17 protein-coding genes are annotated in these 17,980 nt (G+C 64.9%); 14 read left to right on the top strand and 3 right to left on the bottom strand.

The features are described from left to right. Window positions 1-21: 21 nt before the first annotated feature. The 11 genes from phnA to DWV00_RS04940 all read left to right on the top strand — a co-directional run bounded on the left by phnA (window position 22) and on the right by DWV00_RS04940 (window position 13,576). Window positions 22-1,326 (top strand): phosphonoacetate hydrolase, encoded by a 1,305-nt coding sequence (phnA, locus tag DWV00_RS04990; protein WP_115532447.1) that lies wholly within the window; start codon window positions 22-24, stop codon window positions 1,324-1,326. Continuing rightward, window positions 1,326-2,789, top strand: a complete 1,464-nt coding sequence (phnY, locus tag DWV00_RS04985; RefSeq protein WP_115532816.1) for a phosphonoacetaldehyde dehydrogenase — start codon at window positions 1,326-1,328, stop codon at window positions 2,787-2,789. Before phnA ends, phnY begins: the two co-directional genes overlap by 1 nt. 4 nt (window positions 2,790-2,793) lie before the next feature. Then, window positions 2,794-3,369 (top strand): phosphonate degradation HD-domain oxygenase, encoded by a 576-nt coding sequence (locus tag DWV00_RS04980; protein WP_115532446.1) that lies wholly within the window; start codon window positions 2,794-2,796, stop codon window positions 3,367-3,369. Window positions 3,370-3,516: 147 nt separating this feature from the next. Further along, a complete protein-coding gene (gene deoC / locus DWV00_RS04975) occupies window positions 3,517-4,575 on the top strand; it encodes a deoxyribose-phosphate aldolase (RefSeq protein ID WP_115532445.1) in 1,059 nt (352 codons plus the stop codon). Window positions 4,576-4,585: 10 nt separating this feature from the next. Further along, window positions 4,586-6,997 carry an aldehyde dehydrogenase family protein gene (locus DWV00_RS04970; protein ID WP_115532444.1) on the top strand — a complete coding sequence of 804 codons (2,412 nt, stop codon included), beginning with the start codon at window positions 4,586-4,588 and terminating at the stop codon, window positions 6,995-6,997. Between the two features lie 91 nt (window positions 6,998-7,088). Continuing rightward, window positions 7,089-7,586 (top strand): RbsD/FucU family protein, encoded by a 498-nt coding sequence (locus DWV00_RS04965; protein WP_115532443.1) that lies wholly within the window; start codon window positions 7,089-7,091, stop codon window positions 7,584-7,586. After that, entirely contained in the window at window positions 7,583-8,521 is a 939-nt protein-coding gene (gene rbsK, locus DWV00_RS04960; protein ID WP_115532442.1) for a ribokinase, read from the top strand. Before DWV00_RS04965 ends, rbsK begins: the two co-directional genes overlap by 4 nt. Window positions 8,522-8,667: 146 nt before the next feature. Next, window positions 8,668-9,732: an ABC transporter permease gene (locus DWV00_RS04955; protein ID WP_115532441.1), complete on the top strand. Its 1,065-nt coding sequence runs from the start codon at window positions 8,668-8,670 to the stop codon at window positions 9,730-9,732. Between the two features lie 106 nt (window positions 9,733-9,838). Continuing rightward, window positions 9,839-10,843, top strand: a complete 1,005-nt coding sequence (locus tag DWV00_RS04950) for an autoinducer 2 ABC transporter substrate-binding protein (RefSeq protein ID WP_115532440.1) — start codon at window positions 9,839-9,841, stop codon at window positions 10,841-10,843. A gap of 94 nt (window positions 10,844-10,937) precedes the next feature. After that, complete coding sequence (locus DWV00_RS04945; RefSeq protein WP_115532439.1) at window positions 10,938-12,473, top strand: sugar ABC transporter ATP-binding protein; 1,536 nt, start codon at window positions 10,938-10,940, stop codon at window positions 12,471-12,473. A gap of 80 nt (window positions 12,474-12,553) precedes the next feature. Further along, window positions 12,554-13,576: an ABC transporter permease gene (locus tag DWV00_RS04940; protein ID WP_245964730.1), complete on the top strand. Its 1,023-nt coding sequence runs from the start codon at window positions 12,554-12,556 to the stop codon at window positions 13,574-13,576. A 20-nt stretch (window positions 13,577-13,596) separates the two neighbouring features. Here DWV00_RS04940 and DWV00_RS04935 read toward each other — a convergent pair whose 3' ends face one another. Further along, window positions 13,597-14,328 carry a DeoR/GlpR family DNA-binding transcription regulator gene (locus DWV00_RS04935; protein ID WP_115532437.1) on the bottom strand — a complete coding sequence of 244 codons (732 nt, stop codon included), beginning with the start codon at window positions 14,326-14,328 and terminating at the stop codon, window positions 13,597-13,599. Window positions 14,329-14,681: 353 nt separating this feature from the next. Here DWV00_RS04935 and DWV00_RS04930 point away from each other — a divergent pair, with 353 nt between their 5' ends. The 3 genes from DWV00_RS04930 to DWV00_RS04920 are packed head-to-tail and all read left to right on the top strand — an operon-like array spanning window position 14,682 to window position 16,652. After that, window positions 14,682-15,050, top strand: a complete 369-nt coding sequence (locus DWV00_RS04930; RefSeq protein ID WP_115532815.1) for a response regulator — start codon at window positions 14,682-14,684, stop codon at window positions 15,048-15,050. Then, window positions 15,043-15,678, top strand: coding sequence for a chemotaxis protein CheC (locus tag DWV00_RS04925; protein ID WP_115532436.1), 636 nt, complete (start codon window positions 15,043-15,045; stop codon window positions 15,676-15,678). Before DWV00_RS04930 ends, DWV00_RS04925 begins: the two co-directional genes overlap by 8 nt. A gap of 26 nt (window positions 15,679-15,704) precedes the next feature. Beyond that, window positions 15,705-16,652 carry a sensor domain-containing diguanylate cyclase gene (locus tag DWV00_RS04920; RefSeq protein WP_115532435.1) on the top strand — a complete coding sequence of 316 codons (948 nt, stop codon included), beginning with the start codon at window positions 15,705-15,707 and terminating at the stop codon, window positions 16,650-16,652. 85 nt (window positions 16,653-16,737) lie between these two features. Here DWV00_RS04920 and DWV00_RS04915 read toward each other — a convergent pair whose 3' ends face one another. Next, window positions 16,738-17,268 (bottom strand): TIGR00645 family protein, encoded by a 531-nt coding sequence (locus DWV00_RS04915; protein WP_115532434.1) that lies wholly within the window; start codon window positions 17,266-17,268, stop codon window positions 16,738-16,740. A 104-nt stretch (window positions 17,269-17,372) separates the two neighbouring features. After that, a complete protein-coding gene (locus DWV00_RS04910) occupies window positions 17,373-17,948 on the bottom strand; it encodes a flavin reductase family protein (RefSeq protein ID WP_115532433.1) in 576 nt (191 codons plus the stop codon). Window positions 17,949-17,980 lie beyond the last annotated feature (32 nt).

The raw sequence follows: 17,980 nt of genomic DNA, 5'->3' as shown, positions 1-17,980 counted from the left end.
GCATTGAAAGCGAGGAACGCGATGCAGCGTGAAAATGAGCGAAGGAATGAAGGCGAAGGAGCGATCGTGGAAGTGAACGGCCGCACGTACGACTTGCGAGGGCTGGCCGCGCATCCCGTGGCCGTGGTCTGTGTCGACGGCTGCGAGTTCGAGTATCTCGAGGCCGCGGCCGCATCCGGCGCCGCGCCGTTCATCGCGCGTCTGCTGCAGGGTGACGATGCGACGGCCGTGCGTGCCGATTGCGTGATGCCGTCGTTCACGAACCCGAACAACTTGTCGATCGTTTGCGGTGCGCCGCCTTCGGTGCACGGCATCTGCGGCAACTACTTCTGGGATCCGCGCGCGAACGGCGGCGAAGGTGCCGAAGTCATGATGAACGATCCGGCCTATCTGTGCGCCGGCACGCTGCTCGCGGCGGCGGCGGCGGCGCAAGCGGGCGCCCGCGTGGCCGTCGTGACGGCGAAGGACAAGCTGCGGCGCTTGCTCGGCTGGCAATTGCAGGGAATCTGCTTTTCCGCCGAGAAGGCCGATAGCGCGACGCTTGCTGAAAACGGCATCGACGATGCGCGGACGTTGACGGGCTTGCCCGTGCCCGACGTCTACAGCGCGGGCCTCTCCGAATTCGTCTTCGCCTCGGGCGTGCGTTTGGCCGAGCGCGGCGACGTCGACCTCATGTATCTGTCGACGACCGACTACGTCCAGCACAAGTGCGCCCCCGGCAGCGAAGGGGCGAACGCGTTCTACGCGATGATGGACGGCTACCTCGCGCGGCTCGACGCGCGAGGCTGGACGATCGGGCTCACCGCGGACCACGGCATGAACGCGAAGCACGATCCGAGCACGGGCGAGCCGAACGTCGTCTATCTGCGGGATGTGCTCGACGATGCGCTCGGCGCCCAGCGCTCGCGCGTCGTTCTGCCGATCACCGATCCGTACGTGGTGCATCACGGCGCCCTGGGTTCGTTCGCGACGGTCTACTTGGCCGATCCGGCCGATATCGGCTCCGCCATCGGACGTATCGCGGCGCTCGAAGGGATCGAACTCGTGCTCGACAACGCGCAAGCCTGCGCGCGCTTCGAGTTGATGCCCGAGCGCATCGGCGATGTCGTCGTGGTATCGCGCCGCGACGTCGCCATCGGTTCGCGCCGCACCGCGCACGATCTGTCAGGGCTGACGGTGCCGCTGCGTTCGCACGGCGGACTCTCCGAGCAAACCGTCCCGCTCGTCTTCAATCGGCGTGTCGAACATATCGAGGATCTGTACGGCGGCCGTCGTCTGCGCAACTTCGATGTCTTCGACATCGCTTTGAACCATGCGAGGCAATGATGAGCATCGTCGATGAACAAGCGGTTCGCGATCACGAGGCGTTTCGCGCCGAAGCCCTGCGGCTGTGCGGCGAGCGGGCATCGAGGCCGCGCACGTTCGACGTCTTCGATCCTTATACGGGATTGCGTGTCGGCACCGTCCCGCTTGCAAGCGGCGACGACGTGCAGGCCGCCTTCGAATACGCCGCCGCGTACCGGCCGACGCTGACGCGCTTCGAGCGCGCCGACATTCTCGAACGCGCGTCGACGTTGCTGCGCGAACGCACCGAGCCGGCCTCCGACTTGATCACGCTCGAATCGGGCCTGTCGAAACAAGACTCGCGCTACGAAATCGGGCGCGTGGCCGACGTCTTCAAGTTCGCCGCCATGGAAGCGTTGCGCGACGACGGACAGAGTTTTTCCTGCGATCTGACGCCGCACGGCAAGAAGCGCCGCGTGTTCACGCAGCGCGAACCGCTCGCGGGCGTGATTGTTGCGATCACGCCGTTCAATCACCCGATGAATCAGGTCGCGCACAAGATCGCGCCGGCGATCGCGACGAACAATCGCGTCGTGCTCAAGCCGTCGGAAAAGGTGCCGCTGTCGGCGCTGTGGCTCGCGGATCTGCTTTACGAAGCCGGATTGCCCGCGCCGATGCTCCAGGTGCTCACGGGCGATCCGCGCGAGATCGCCGATACGCTGATCACGCATCCGCTTGCCGAACTCGTCACGTTCACGGGCGGCGTGGCGATCGGCAAGCACATCGCGAGCAAGGCCGGTTACCGGCGCACGGTACTCGAACTCGGCGGCAACGATCCGCTGATCGTGCTCGAAGATGCCGATGTCGAGCGCGCCGCGCAACTGGCGGTGCAGGGCTCGTACCGCAACTCGGGGCAACGCTGCACCGCGGTCAAGCGCATGCTCGTCGACAAGCGCATCGCCGATGCCTTCACCGAGTGCGTCGTCGAACTCACGCGTGGATGGACCTACGGCGATCCGTTCGATGTGGCCAACCGCATGGGTACCGTCATCGACGAGGAGGCGGCGCGATTGTTCGAAGCGCGCGTGAACGAAGCGATCGCGGCGGGCGCGCGTCTGCTTGCCGGCCACGCGCGTGCCGGTGCGCTCTATGCGCCGACGGTCCTCGATCGCGTCGATCCGTCGATGACGCTCGTGCGCGAGGAAACGTTCGGCCCGGTCTCGCCGATCATCACGTTCGACTCGGTCGACGAGGCGATCGCGCTCAGCAACGGCACCGCGTTCGGCTTGTCGTCAGGCGTTTGCACGAATCGGCAAGATCTCATCACGCGCTTCGTCAACGAGCTGCGCGTGGGGACGGTGAACGTCTGGGAAGTGCCCGGCTATCGGATCGAGCTGACGCCGTTCGGCGGCATCAAGGATTCGGGCCTCGGCTACAAGGAAGGCGTACAGGAGGCCATGAAGAGTTTCACCAACTTGAAGACGTTTTCGTTGCCGTGGGAGTGAAGCGATGGCATTGAGTCTCGACGATATTCGCGGCCTGTTCGACCGCTACGGCGACATCGCCTACAGCGGCGAGCCGGTCACGCAGTTGCAGCACGCGTTGCAAAGCGGCGCACTCGCGCAGGAAGCCGGAGCGGACGATCCGCTCGTCGCCGCGGCTTTCTTGCACGACCTCGGCCACTTGCTGAATCTGCAAGGCGAAACGCCGAGCGAACGCGGCATCGACGACCAGCATCAATATTTCGCGTTGCCGTTTCTGCGGCCGGTCCTGCCCGACAGCGTGCTCGAGCCGATCCGCCTGCATGTCGATGCGAAACGCTACCTCTGCGCGGTCGATCGTGACTACGCGGCGCGGCTCTCCGCCGATTCGGTGCGCAGCCTCGCATTGCAGGGCGGCGTGTTCGACGACGCGCAAGCGCGCGCATTCATCGACAAGCCCTTCGCCGGCGATGCAGTGAAGCTGCGGCGATGGGACGACGCGGCGAAAGATGCCGGCAAGCACACGCCCGATCTCGAGCATTTTCTCGGCGTCGTGTGCCGAGCGATGAAGATGAACATGAAAGCGGCGCCATCCGAGGGGTAGGGATAGGTGGCGTCGGGGCGGATGAGTGGGAGGGGGCGCCAGATCCGATAAAATTGTAACGACGGCTTGTCATGATCATTTCACGCGACTAGGATCGATGCGAACAAACCATCACGGCATGTTGTGCAACGCACAACAGGTCTTCCTATGTCCGACGCCTCAACCCATTCGATCGTCGCGCCGCACGGTCTCGGAATCGCACCGCATGCACCGGCTGCATTCGATTCGCCCGATGCCCAGGATGCACAAGATGCGCACGATGTCCGCAATCGCGGCGTCCCGTTCGACGCCGCGTGGATCGACGGCCTGCGTGTCAATCACGCCGCGGTCGAGCGGCGTACCGCCACGCTTGCCGCGCGCCGCTCCGTCAAGAAAGACGCGCAGGCGGCTTGGCTGCTCAAAGCCGTTACCTGCATCGATCTGACGACCCTGAACGGCGACGACACCGAGGGCCGCGTGCGGCGGCTGTGCGCGAAGGCGCGCCGTCCCGTGCGCGCCGATCTCGTCGAGGCGCTGGGCCTCGCGCCCGATGCGATCGCGACGGGCGCCGTTTGCGTCTATCACCGCTTCGTGGCCGCGGCCGCCGATGCGCTCGCGGGCGCCGGCATTCCCGTCGCCGCCGTATCGACGGGGTTTCCCGCCGGATTGAATCCGCATCGGCTCAAGCTCGAAGAGATCGCGGCGTCGGTGGCCGACGGCGCGGCCGAAATCGACATCGTCGTCACGCGCGAGCACATCCTCACCGGCAATTGGCGCGCGCTGTACGACGAGGTGCGCGATTTCAGGGCCGCCTGCGGCGCCGCGCATCTGAAGGCGATTCTCGCGACGGGCGATATCCGCACGCTGGCCAACGTGGCGAAGGCGTCGATGGTCTGCATGATGGCCGGCGCCGATTTCATCAAGACGTCGACCGGCAAGGAAGGCGTCAACGCGACGCTCGACGTGTCCCTTGTCATGGTGCGGATGATTCGCGAGTTTCGCGAGCGCACGGGCGCGCGGGTCGGGTTCAAGCCGGCCGGCGGCGTTTCGAGCGCGAAGTCCGTGCTCGCCTATCAAGTGCTGATGAAGGAAGAACTCGGCCGCGATTGGCTCGAGCCGTCGCTGTTTCGGATCGGCGCGTCGAGCCTGCTTGCCGACATCGAGCGCCAGCTCGAGCACCACGTCACCGGCCGCTATTCGGCTTTCAACCGCCACCCCGTAGCATGAGCGATTCGCGATGAGCGTTGCCGAATACTTCGAGACGATGGATTACGCCCCCGCCCCCGAGGACGATCAGGCCGCGCGCGCCTGGCTCGCGCGCCACGACGCTTCGTTCGGCCATTTCATCGGCGGCCGGTGGCAGGCGGGCGGTGAGGGAGAAAGCTTCACCGTACGCGCACCGGCAACCGGCGAAGCGCTCGCGCAGGCGGCGCAGGGCGGGGCGGCCGATGTCGATGCGGCCGTTGCCGCGGCCCGCGCGGCACAGCCGGCTTGGCTGGCCGCCGGCGGCGCGCGGCGTGCGCGGCATCTGTACGCGTTGGCCCGGATGGTGCAGCGGCACAGCCGCCTGTTCGCCGTGCTCGAGGCGCTCGACAACGGCAAGCCGATCCGCGAGACGCGCGATCTCGACGTGCCGCTCGTCGCCCGGCATTTTCTGCATCACGCCGGGTGGGCCCAACTGCAGGAGAGCGAGTTCGGCGGATGGGCGCCGCTCGGTGTCATCGGTCAGATCGTGCCGTGGAATTTCCCGCTGCTGATGCTCGCGTGGAAGGTGGCTCCTGCCATCGCGCTCGGCAACTGCGTCGTGCTCAAGCCCGCCGAATACACGCCGCTCACGGCGCTGCTGTTCGCCGAGCTGGCGAGCCAAGCGGGCCTGCCGGGCGGCGTGCTCAACGTCGTGACCGGCGACGGCCGCACGGGCGCCGCACTTGTCGATCATCCCGATGTCGACAAGATCGCGTTCACGGGCTCGACCGAAGTCGGCCGTCTGATCCGCGCCGCCACGGCCGGCTCGGGCAAGTCGCTGACGCTCGAACTCGGTGGCAAATCGCCGTTCATCGTTTTCGACGATGCCGATCTCGATGGGGCGGTAGAAGGGGTTGTCGACGCAATTTGGTTCAACCAAGGCCTGGTCTGTTGCGCGGGTTCGCGCCTGCTCGTGCAGGAGGGCGTCGAAGCGCGCTTCATCGCCAAGCTCAAGCGCCGCATGGCGACGCTGCGCGTGGGGCCGTCGCTCGACAAGACGATCGACATGGGCGCGATCGTGGACCCGATTCAACTCGCGCGGATCGAGGCGCTCGTGCAAACGGGCCGCGCCGAGGGCTGCGACGTTTGGCAGCCCGCGCAAGTCGCGCTGCCTGCCGGCGGCGGCTCGTATTACCCGCCGACGCTGGTGACGAACGTCGCGCCGGCCAGCGCGCTCTCGCAGGAGGAAATCTTCGGCCCCGTGTTGACGGCGATGAGTTTTCGCACGCCCGACGAGGCCGTCGCGCTCGCGAACAACACGCGCTATGGACTTGCGGCCAGCGTTTGGAGCGAGACCATCGGGCGCGCGCTCGACATCGCGCCGCAGCTCGCGTGCGGCGTCGTCTGGGTCAATGCGACGAATCTGTTCGACGCGAGTGTCGGCTTCGGCGGCTATCGCGAGTCGGGGTATGGCCGCGAGGGCGGTAGGGAAGGGGCGTACGAGTATCTGAAGCCGATCGGCTGGGGCAAGGGCGCATTGCGGGAAACGGCGGTGGCAGCGCGCCTGGCATCGTCGAGCGGAGCGGCATTCGACGACGAAGGGCATCCCGCCGGTGCCGACCTCGTCGACCGCACCGCGAAGCTTTTTATCGGCGGCAAGCAAACGCGCGCCGACGGCGGCAATTCACGCGCCGTTCATGCGCCGAGCGGCGCGTATGCCGGTGAGGTGGCGGACGGCAATCGCAAGGACGTGCGCGATGCAGTCGCTGCGGCGAGGAATGCGGCCAAGTGGTCGGAGATGAACGGCCATGCGCGCGCGCAAGTCTTGTACTACCTTGCCGAAAACCTATCGGCGCGTGCCGAGGAATTCGCGCGCCAGCTCGCTCGGCGCACCGAATGCGACGAAGGCGCGGCGAAGCGTGAGGTCGACGCATCGATTTCGCGCCTGTTTACCTACGGCGCCTGGGCCGACAAGTTCGACGGCGCCGTGCATACCCCGCCGCTGCGCGGCGTCGCGCTAGCGATGCACGAGCCGCTCGGCGTCGTCGGCATCGCCTGTCCTGACGAGGCACCGCTGCTCGCGCTGATTTCGCTGATCGGGCCGGCGCTCGCGCTCGGCAACCGCGTCGTCGTCCTGCCGAGCGAGGCGTGCCCGCTGATGGCGACCGATCTGTACCAAGTCGTCGAAACGTCGGACGTCCCCGCCGGAACGCTGAACATCGTCACCGGCGCGCGCGATGCGCTGCTGCCCGCGCTGGCCAAGCACGATGACGTCGATGCGCTTTGGAGCTTCGGGCGCGCGGCCGATTCGAAGCTTGTCGAGCACGAGTCGATCGGCAACTTGAAGCGCACGTTTGTCGACCACGGCCACCGGCTCGACTGGTTCGATCGTGCGAGCGAAGGTATGGTGTTCTTGCGCCAAGCGGCGCAAATCAAGAATATTTGGATTCCGTACGGCGATTGATACGATTGGCGCGTGCCGCTCGTACCAAGCGAGGCCGCACCTGACTGAACCGAAAAACGAGTCGACGTATCGACGAAAGAAAGGAGACAACGTGCTGAAACATCTCGATCCGCTTCTGAATGCCGACGTGCTCCATGCGCTGCGCGCGATGGGCCACGGCGACGAAATCGTCATCTGCGATGCCAACTTCCCCGCCGATTCGGTAGCGCGCGCGACCGTGCTCGGCAAGCTTTTGCGCATGGACGGTGCCGACGCCGCACGCGCCGTGCGCGCCGTGCTTTCGGTGCTGCCGCTCGACACGTTCGTCGAAGCGCCCGCGATGCGGATGGAAGTCGTCGGCGATGCGCAGGCGATGCCGATCGTTCAGCGCGAGGCGCAAGCCGAAGTCGACCGCGCGGAGGAGCGCAGCGTACCGTTCGCCCCGATCGAGCGCCATGCGTTCTACGCCCGCGCGCGCAAAGCGTACTGCGTGATTGCGACGGGCGAAACTCGCGGCTACGGCTGCTTCATCTTCGCCAAGGGCGTGCTGCTAGCCCCCGATGCGCCGCTCGCCTCGAGCGACGCCCGTCCCGCGGAGCGCGGCAAATGAGCGGGCGCGTCGTCATCCTCGGCATCTACGTGACCGATCTCGCGTTTCGCGCGGAGCGTATGCCCGTGATCGGCGAGACGATCGCGGGCTCCGCGTTCGCGATGGGCCCGGGCGGCAAAGGTTCGAACCAAGCCGTCGCGGCGGCTCGAGCAGGAGCGCACGTCGTGTTTTGCACGCGCCTCGGCGACGACGCGTTCGGAGCGATCGCGCGCGAAACGTGGCGAGCGGAGGGGATCGAGGCGCGTGCCGCCATCGTCGACGGGATGGCCACCGGCGCGGCCCACATCTTCGTCGATGCGGCGACAGGCTCCAACGCGATCATTGTCGCGGCGGGTGCGGCGGGCACGCTCGGGCCGGCCGACGTCGAAGCGATCGAAGGCGATATCGCTAGCGCGCGGGTGTTCGTGACGCAACTGGAGCAGCCGGTTTCGGCGGCGCATCGCGGCCTCGAACTCGCGCGCAAGCATGGTGTGACGACCGTGCTGAACCCGGCGCCCGCCTTGCCGTTGCCCGACCACATTTTCCCGCTGTGCGACTACGTCACGCCGAACGAGACGGAAGCGGCGGCGCTGACGGGCATCGAGATCGCCTCGCCCGACGATGCGCGCCGCGCGGCCGACGTGCTGCTCGACAAGGGCGTGGGCACGGTGATCGTCACGCTCGGCGAAACAGGTGCGCTACTGCACTCGCGCGCGCAATCGGTGCTCGTGCCCGCGTTTCGCTGCGGGCCCGTGGTCGAGACGGCCGGTGCGGGCGACGGCTTCACGGGCGGCTTCGCGGCGGCGCTCGCGCGCGGCGACGGACCGCTTGCCGCGGTTCGCTTTGGCTGCGCGCTCGCGGGCATTTCCGTCACCCGGGCGGGTACTGCGCCGTCGATGCCGACGTTGAACGAAGTCAACGCGCTGCTCGGCGCGGGCTCGGCCGTTTCGGCGTAGGCATAGCGGCGCTTCGCCGGAACGCATCGCACGAGCCGTGCGGCAGCGCAACGAGGGCACGAGGCAAGGCAATCGGCCGGCGTCGAATTGCAGTTCCGGTATCGGGATTCACGAAAGACGCATCACGCATCGCGAAAAGGGCATCCATGAAAGGCTCGTTCGTAATCGGCAAGTGGTTCGGCGACAGGCAATTGAACTTTCTGCTCGGCGTCAACGTGCTCGTCGTGATCGTCGCCGTCTGGCTTTCGCACGGCCAGTTCGTCGACATCGACAATCTGCAGTCGATGGGATCGCAACTGCCCGAGGTCGGTCTGCTCGCGCTCGGCATCATGTTGTCGATGCTCTCCGGCAACGGCGGCATCGATCTGTCGGGCGTGGGGCTCGCGAATCTCGCGGGCATGATCGCCGCGCTCGTCGTGCCGAAGTGGGTCAGCGGCGACGATGCGCCGGTGCTCTATACGACGCTCTTTTGCGTGATCGTCGTGGCGATGGGATTGCTCGGCGGGTTGATCAACGGCCTCGTCATCGCACGGCTGCGACTCACCCCGATCCTGTGCACGCTCGGCACGCAGCTCGTCTTCACCGGTTTCGCCGTCGCGCTGAGCAACGGCGCATCGGTGCACGTCGATTACGTCGAGCCGCTCGCCGATATCGGCAACGGTGCGGTCTTTCAAGTGCCGATTTCGTTTTGTATCTTCATCGCGGCCGTGATTCTGCTCGGCTGGCTCCTGAAGCGCACGCCGTTCGGGCTGCGCCTCTATCTGATGGGCACCAACCAGCGCGCGGCTTTCTACGCCGGCATCGGGCGCGAACGCATGCTGATCGCCACGTACACGATGTGCGGCTTGCTCGCGTCGCTGGCCGGACTCGTCAGCGTCTCGCACACGCTCAGCGCGAAATGGGACTACGGCAGCTCTTACCTCTTGATCGCGATCCTCATCGCCGTGATGGGCGGCGTGAATCCTGCGGGCGGATACGGCCGCATCGTCTGCGTATTCTTCGCCGCCACGGTGCTGCAATTGCTCTCGAGCCTGTTCAATCTGCTCGGCGTTTCGCAGTTCTTCGGCGACTGCACATGGGGCTTTTTGCTGCTCGTCTCGCTCGCGTTTGCCGACGGCGAGCAGCTACACGCGATCTTCACCTTCGGGCGCGCGGGCACGGCGCAGCGCGCACCGGACGGCAAACGCGGATCGGGCAAAGCAAGCGGATGACGGCTTCGGCCGCACGGCGTATCGGTTCGGTAGTCGACGGAGGTCTAGCCTCGGGCAGCCGTCAGCGCAAACAAGGGGCGTCGCGGAACAAGGAAGGAGACAACGCATGAAGCTGAAACGAACGAGCCTCGCGCTCGCGGCTTGCGCGCTCAGCGCGGGCGTCATTTTCGCCGCGCAGGCGGCGACGAACGAAACGATCGTCACGGTGGTGAAGGTCACGGGCATCAGCTGGTTCAATCGGATGGACGAGGGCGTGAAGCAGTTCGCCAAGGACAATCCCGGCATCACGACCTATCAGACGGGGCCGGGCCAGGCCGACGCCGCGCAGCAATTGCGGATCATCGAAGATCTCATTGCCAAGAAGGTCAATGCGATCGCGGTCGTCCCGTACGATCCGCCGACGCTCGAGCCGGCGCTGAAAAAGGCGATGGACCGCGGCATCAAGGTGGTCACGCACGAAGCCGACAACGAGAAGAACACGATGGTCGACGTCGAAGCGTTCGACAACAGCGCCTACGGCGCCGCACTCAACGATCGGCTCGCGAGCTGCATGCACGACGAAGGTAAATGGGCGACGTTCGTCGGCTCGCTCGGTAGCCGTTCGCAGGTGCAATGGGCCGACGGCGGCATCGACAACGCCAAGAAGAAGTACCCGAAGATGCAGCTCGTCGAGACGAACATCGAAACGAACAACGACGGCGAGCGCGCGTACGAGCAGGCGAAGGAAGTGCTGCGCAAGCATCCCGACATCAAGGGCTTCCAGGGCTCGTCGTCGCTCGACGTGCTCGGCATCGGGCGCGCGGTCGAGGAAGCGGGCCTCGTGGGCAAGGTCTGCGTGTTCGGTACGGGCCTGCCCAACGAAGCCGGCAAGTTCCTCGAAAGCGGGGCGATCAACGGCATCGCGTTCTGGGATCCGAAGCTCGCGGGCCTTGCCATGGACAAGATCGCGAAGCGGCTGCTCGAGGGCAAGACGGTGCAAAACGGCGACAACCTCGGCTTGCCCGGCTACGAGAAGGTGACCGTGTCGAAGGGGCCCGGCAAGGGCATCATCGTGCGCGGCCAAGGCTGGGTCAGCGTCGACAAGTCGAACTACAAGCGATACAACTTCTGACGGCAAGGTCTGACAGCCGGCGCGGCGCGGGCGGCTCTCGAAACCTTCGAGCCGCTCGCACCGCGTTGAATTCGACGCGAGCGGAAGCACAAAGATGAACGACGAACAGGTTGCGGATCCTTTGTTGCAGGTGACCGGCGTGCATAAGCGCTACACCGGCGTGCATGCGCTGCGCGGCGTGACGCTCGCGTTCGCGCGCGGGCAGATCTATCACCTGCTCGGCGAAAACGGCTGCGGCAAGAGCACGCTGATCAAGATCATTTCGGGCGCGCAGCCGCCCGACGAAGGCGAGATCGTCGTCGAAGGCAAGCGGCACGCGCGGCTCACGCCGTTAGAGGCGCTTGCGGCCGGCATCGAAACCGTCTACCAGGACCTCTCGCTGCTCCCGAACATGAGCGTGGCGGAAAACGTCGCGTTGACGTCCGAGCTGGCCGAGCACGGCGGGCGCCTCGCGCGCACGTTCGACCGTCGCGAATTGGCGCGCCGCGCCGCGCGTGCGCTCGAGGCCGTCGGGCTACCGGCCGATGCGCAATTCCAAGGGACCCTCGTCGAAACACTGCCGTTGGCGACGCGCCAACTCGTGGCGATCGCGCGCGTCATCGCGAGCGAGGCGAAGTTCGTCATCATGGACGAGCCGACGACTTCGCTCACGCAAAAGGAAGTGGCCAACCTCATCGCCGTCTTGGCGTCTTTGCGTGCACAGGGCGTGACGGTGCTGTTCGTCAGCCACAAGCTCGACGAATGCTATGCGATCGGGGGCGAGGTGATCGTGCTGCGCGACGGCAGCAAGGTCGCGCAAGGGCCGATCGCCGACTACACGAAAGCGCAATTGAGCGAGCTGATGACGGGGCGTGAACTCGCGCACGCACGGTATCGGGCGCACGCGCCCGAGGCGGCCGACGTCGTGCTCGCCGTGCGCGGGCTTGCGCGTGGGCGGCAGTTTCGCGACGTCTCGTTCGCATTGCGGCGCGGCGAGATCCTGGGCGTCACCGGGCTGCTCGACTCGGGCCGCAACGAGCTTGCACGCGCGTTGGCGGGCGTGGCGCCGAGCGATGCCGGCACGATCGCGCTCGACGGCACGCCGATCGTGCTGTCGACGCCGGCCGACGCGAAGCGCCATCGCATCGGCTACGTGCCCGAGGACCGCTTGAGCGAGGGGCTGTTCCTGGATAAATCGATTCGCGACAACGTTGTGACCGCGATGATCTCGAGCCTGCGCGACCGCTTTGGTCAACTCGATCGCAAGCGTGCACGCGAACTCGCGCAGCGCACGGTTACGGATCTTCAAATCGCGACGCCCGACATCGACAAGCCCGTGCAATCGCTGTCGGGCGGCAACCAGCAGCGCGTGCTGATCGGCCGCTGGCTCGCCATCGATCCGCGTGTGTTGATCCTGCACGGGCCGACGGTCGGTGTCGACGTAGGCTCGAAGGACATCATCTACCGCATCATGCAGTCGCTGTCCGAGCATGGCATCGGCATCGTGCTGATCAGCGACGATTTGCCCGAGCTGCTGCAAAACTGCGATCGGATCTTGATGATGAGCAAAGGCCGCGTCACGGGCGAATATGAAGCGCAGGGGTTGACCGAGGCCGAACTGTACCGCGCGCTGCTGGCGCAAGCCGCGTAAAGCGCTCGGGGCCGAATCAGTGCGTTGGCGTTAGCGTGGGCGTTTTCGAATTGAAGGGCGAGTCAAAGATGAATCAGACGATGAGTTCAACCGATACCGCAGAGATGGCCGGCCGGCGCCGTGCGCCCGACTGGCGCGCGAAACTGGCGCGCCGCCCGGAATGGCTGCCCGGCGGCCTGATCGTGCTCTCGTGCATCGTCGTCGCGGCGATCAATCCGCGCTTCTTGCAGTGGGCGACGCTGTTCGATCTGCTTCATTCTGCGACGACGACGTCGCTGTTCGCGCTCGGCACGCTCGTCGTGCTCGCGTCGGGCGGCATCGATGTGTCGTTCACCGCGATCGGTGCGTTGACGATGTATTCGATCACGAAGGCCGTGTTCGCCTGGTGGCCCGATGCGCCGTTCGCGCTGATTCTGCTCGTGGGTGCCGTCGGCGGCGTGCTGCTCGGGCTGATCAACGGCTTGCTCGTGCATCGGCTGAAGGCGCCGTCGCTGATCGTCACGATCGGTACGCTCTATCTGTATCGCGGCATCTTGCTGACGTTCGTCGGCACGACCTTCTTCATGAACATCCCGCACAGCATGGATCGGTTCGGCCGCATTCCGCTGTTGGCTTATCGCACGGTGGACGGTCTCGACGCCGTGCTGCCGGTCTCGGTGCTCGCGCTGGCCGCGGCGGCCGTCGCGACGTGGTGGCTGCTCAATCGGACGATGATGGGGCGCGCCGTCTACGCAATGGGGGGGAGCCTTTCGATCGCCGAGCGGCTCGGCTACAACGTGCGCGCCGTTCATTTGTTCGTGTTCGGCTATACGGGCATGCTCGCGGGCATCGCCGGCATCTTGCACGTGGCGAACAATCGACTCGCGAATCCGTTCGACCTCGTCGGCTCCGAACTCGACGTGATCGCCGCCGTCATCCTTGGCGGCGCGCGCATCACGGGCGGCAGCGGCACGGTACTCGGCACGCTGCTCGGCGTCGCGCTCGTGACGCTCGTCGACAACACGCTGATTCTCGTCGGCGTGCCGAGCACATGGCAGAAGGTGATCGTCGGGGCCTTCATCCTCGTGGCCGGCGTGCTCTTCTCCCTGCGCCAGCGCAATTGAAATTGACGCCCTAGCCGGCGTCAACCCGCGCGGCGCCTGCGCAGCTCCTGTCCCTTCTCGGTGACGATCGAATCGAACGCGTCGATCTGCGAGAAGCGCACGGCCTTCACGATGCCGAACTTGCTGGTGTCGACCACGAGATGGCTTTCGACGGCGCTCGACATCGCGGCCTGCTTGATCGCCACTTCATGAAAATTCCAGCAAGTGACGCCGCGCGCGGTGTCGATGCCGCCCGCGGAAATGAAGGCCTTGTTGATGCCCATGCGGCGTAGCATTTCGAGGCTTTCGTCGCCGGTGAACGAATCCGACGACGGCACGTACACACCGCCGAGCAGAATCATCCGCACATTCGGCATGCGCCGCAAAATCTCGGCAATGTTCAGCGAGTAGCAGACGACGGTGATCTGCATGTCGGCCGGAATCAAGCGCGCGAGCGTCGTGAGCGTCGTGCCGCAATCGATGAAGATCGTTTCGCCGTCGGCGATGAGCTGCGCCGCGTGCGCGGATGCCTGTGCCTTCGCTTGCGCGAAGTGATCCTGCTCCTGCTCGAGCGAATAGCCCGCCGCATTGGGCACATTGGCGGCGCTGACGATATAGCCGCCGAGATAGGTGAAGCGTTCGGGATTGGCGGTAATATCGCGCCGAACCGTCATTTCGGACACGCCGAGCAGCGAGGCGGCGTCGCGAAGACGCATGACGTTGTGCTTGGCGAGCGCATCGGCGAGGGCGCGCAGACGATCGGTTTTGAGCATCGATTCCGTGAAGGAGCGCCGCGTGGAGAAAGAAGAAAGAACGTCACATTTCTAGCGGACGTGTGATCGAATTATAACAAGCGAGGAGGCCGGCACGCAAAGCGTTATACGCCGACGTACGAATCTGAACGAAGGGATAGAGGCGAGAGCCGGAGGCGCGGGTCGCGATTTTCGGCATGGCCCCATTAGCCCGCTTCGAAAAATAGGGTGTCGATTGCAAATACGCAAAAACAAACGTTTACGCCAACGTTTGCGCGCCTTGTAAACGTTTTCTGCGTTCGGGTTTAGGAGTACTTCAGTTTCGATGGGGGGAGGCCGTTATACCGGACGTGGTAATGAAGGAATATCCAAAAATGGGATTGCCTGTACTTGTCGTGGACGATTCGACGCTCGCCCGCCGACTGCTGATCAACGCCTTGCCTGAGGCGTGGGACGTCGAAATTTCTCAAGCGGCCAACGGAACGGACGCCGTCACCGCCTACCGTGAGGGGCGCGCTTCGGTGATGTTCCTCGATCTGACGATGCCGGGCATGACCGGTTTCGACGTGCTCGAGACGGTGCGTTCGGAAGGGCTCGACAGCTTCATCATTGTCGTGTCCGCCGACATCCAGCCCGAAGCCAAAGCGCGCGTGAAAGCGCTCGGCGCCGTCGCTTTCATCGACAAGCCGATTTCGAGCGCGAAGCTGTTGCCGGTGCTGAAAGAGTACGGATTGTATGAGTGAGCCTATTCTCACCGAAGACCAGCGCGACGCGCTGCAAGAGATCGCGAACATTGGCATGGGCCAAGCGGGCGCGCGCCTTGCCGCGTTGCTCGGGCGTTTCGTGCATCTGTCGGTGCCGCGCATCCGCATGGTCGACACCGATACGCTGCCCTCGGCCGTGCGCGACATGCTCGACTTCACCGAGCCTGTGACCGCGCTCCGTCAAAGCTTTCGCTGCGAGATCGCCGGCGAGGCGATTTCCCTGTTCGACAGCCGCAGTGCCGGGCACATGAAGTTCGTGTTTCGCGCGGACGACGTGCATGGCGAAGACAGCCATGACCACGAAGACATGTCGGATGCCGAAGTGCTGTCCGACGTCACGAACTTGATCGCCGGTGCGTGCTTGACGGGCCTGTTCGAACAGCTCGGGCAACTGCCGACGTTTACGCCGCCGCGTTTGATCGGCGAACAGCTCGATCTCGAAGAGGTCCTGCATCCGTCGAAACTGCCGTGGGACCGTGCGCTGCTGCTGGAAGTCAACCTGCAGACCGAAGACGGCGTGTTCGGTTCTCATCTGTTGACGTTGATGACGGCGAAGGCTGTCCAGTCGCTCGTGACGGCGATCGACGGCTTTCTGGCCAATCTCTGAATTTACTGAATTTACCGACGTTGCAGATGGACATTCCTGGCACCGCTCGCTTGAGCGAACTCGCGTTGGAACGTGTCGGACTCGGCATTTTTGCGGTGGATCGCGAATACCGCATCGTGCTGTGGAACCGCTTCATGGACGAGCATAGCGGGCTGCCGGCCGCGCAGGCGATCGGACGCAGCTTCTTCGATAGTTTTCCCGACTTGCCGCGCGCTTGGCTCAAGCGCAAGTTCGATACCGTTTTTCTGCTGCACAGCGGCTCGTTTTCTTCGTGGCAGCACCGCCCTTGGCTCCTTCCGTTCGAGCATGACTGCCCGATTACGGGCTCGCTCGATCTGATGCAGCAAGACTGCTCGTTCATGCCGCTCATCGAGAACGGGGAAGTCGTCGCCGTGTGCGTGACGATCGCCGACGTGACCGAGCTGGCGGTGGCATGGAAGGAACGCGAGGTCGCGCTGGAGGCGCTGCGCGACTCGTCGGAGCGCGATGCGCTCACGGGCCTCTATAACCGCCGGCACGTCGACCGCCGTCTGCTGGCCGAGTACAACAGCTGGATGCGTCATCGCGATACGTTCGCCGTCCTATTGTTCGACATCGACCATTTCAAACGCATCAACGACACGTACGGCCACCCGACCGGCGACGCCGTGCTGCGCAAGATCGCCACGACCGTGTCGCCGCAGCTGCGCAACAGCGACATCCTCGGCCGCTACGGCGGCGAGGAATTCATCGTGATCTTGCCGCATTGCGACGAGGCGGGTGCGGCTGTCGTGGCGGAGAAGATTCGGCACGCGATCGAGACCGATTCGCTCGAAGTGAATTCGAGCCCGTTGAGCGTGACGGTGAGTGTGGGCGGCTGCGCCGCCGTGGACGGGTTGACGGGCGCCGCGGCGCTCGTGGCTCAGGCCGATCAGGCGCTCTACGACGCCAAGCATGCCGGCCGCAATCAAGTGTGCGTGGTGCACCACGCATGACCGAAGCGCCGCCGGGGCAATGCCGGCGGCGGCCTTCTCGGTCTTCTCGTTCTATCTTCCGTCCCTTTCCTCTTTCCTCTTTCCCTCAATGACTCTCGGAGCGGGCGGCGATCCAGTCCATCGCCGCGAACAGCACGCCTGAGACGATGAACGTCAGATGCAGGATGACGAGCCAGCGGATCCGCGCCTCGTCGAGCGGAATGTCCAGCTCCGTGAGGCTCATGAACGCGCGCAGCAGCGAGATGGCCGAAATCGCGACGATCGAGCCGATCAGCTTCATTTTCAAGCCCGAGAAATCGAGCGTGCCCATCCAGCTCGGGCGGTCTTCGCTGCCGCCGGTGTCGATCTTCGAAATGAAGTTCTCGTAGCCGGAAAAAATCACGATGACGACGAGATTAGCCGCGAGCGAAAGGTCGATCAGCGACAGCGTCGCGAGAATGATCTGCTCCGGCGTCGCATGCAGCACGCCGGCCAACGCGTGCACGAGTTCTTGGACGAATGCGATCAGCAGCATCACGAGCGAGAAGACGAGGCCGACGTAAAACGGCGCGAGCACCCAGCGCGATTTGAAGAGGGAGACCTCGAGCAGTTTTTCCAAGGGGTTGCGCTGATGCATGGGGCGTTGTTCCTATTATCGCGCGGGCACCGGATGGGCGCGCCGCAGCTTATGCCGGACAAAACCGTAATTTTACATTTTCCTTAAGCATTCCTTGCGTTCTTCTACAGCGCCTTGGCCGCCACTAGGTTCGAGACCTTCGCGAAGTTGCCGCCGCCGAGGTGATGGATCGTATGGAGATCGACGTTCGTATCGTCGAACTTCCAGCGTCCGCCGGCGAACACGCGTTCGTCGGCCGCCGCTGCGACGACTTCCCCGAAGCACGTGTCGTAGGCCTCTTCCGTGTGCGGTTCGCGAATCAGCTTGCACTCCATCCACGCCGAGCAGCCTGCCTCGACGAGGGGCAGCCCGAGTTCGGGCCCGACCGTCGACGCGATTCCGAAGCGGGTGAATTTGTCGATGTCCTTTCCGCTCACGCTCCCCACGGCGTACGTCAAATCGATGATCGCCGCGCCGGGGATGCACACGGCGAATCGACCGCTCGGTAGCATCAATTCGCGCGTGAACGTGTTTTTGTCGATGACGATCGCGATTCGCGGCGGCGTGAACTCCACGGGCATCGACCAGGCGGCGGCCATGATGTTGCGCCGATCGCCGTCGGCGGACGTGACAAGCACCGTCGGGCCGTGATTGATCAGACGGCTGGCATGCTCGAGTGCGACGGGGCGGAAATGGCTCATTGGGATCGGTCGGTCGAATGGACGAGGTGTGA

Source organism: Trinickia dinghuensis (genome assembly GCF_003367175.1).
In the GTDB taxonomy this organism is placed as follows: Bacteria; Pseudomonadota; Gammaproteobacteria; order Burkholderiales; family Burkholderiaceae; genus Trinickia; species Trinickia dinghuensis.
The sequence above is the reverse complement of the archived record's forward strand: the minus strand, read 5'-3'. Positions and strand labels throughout refer to the sequence as shown.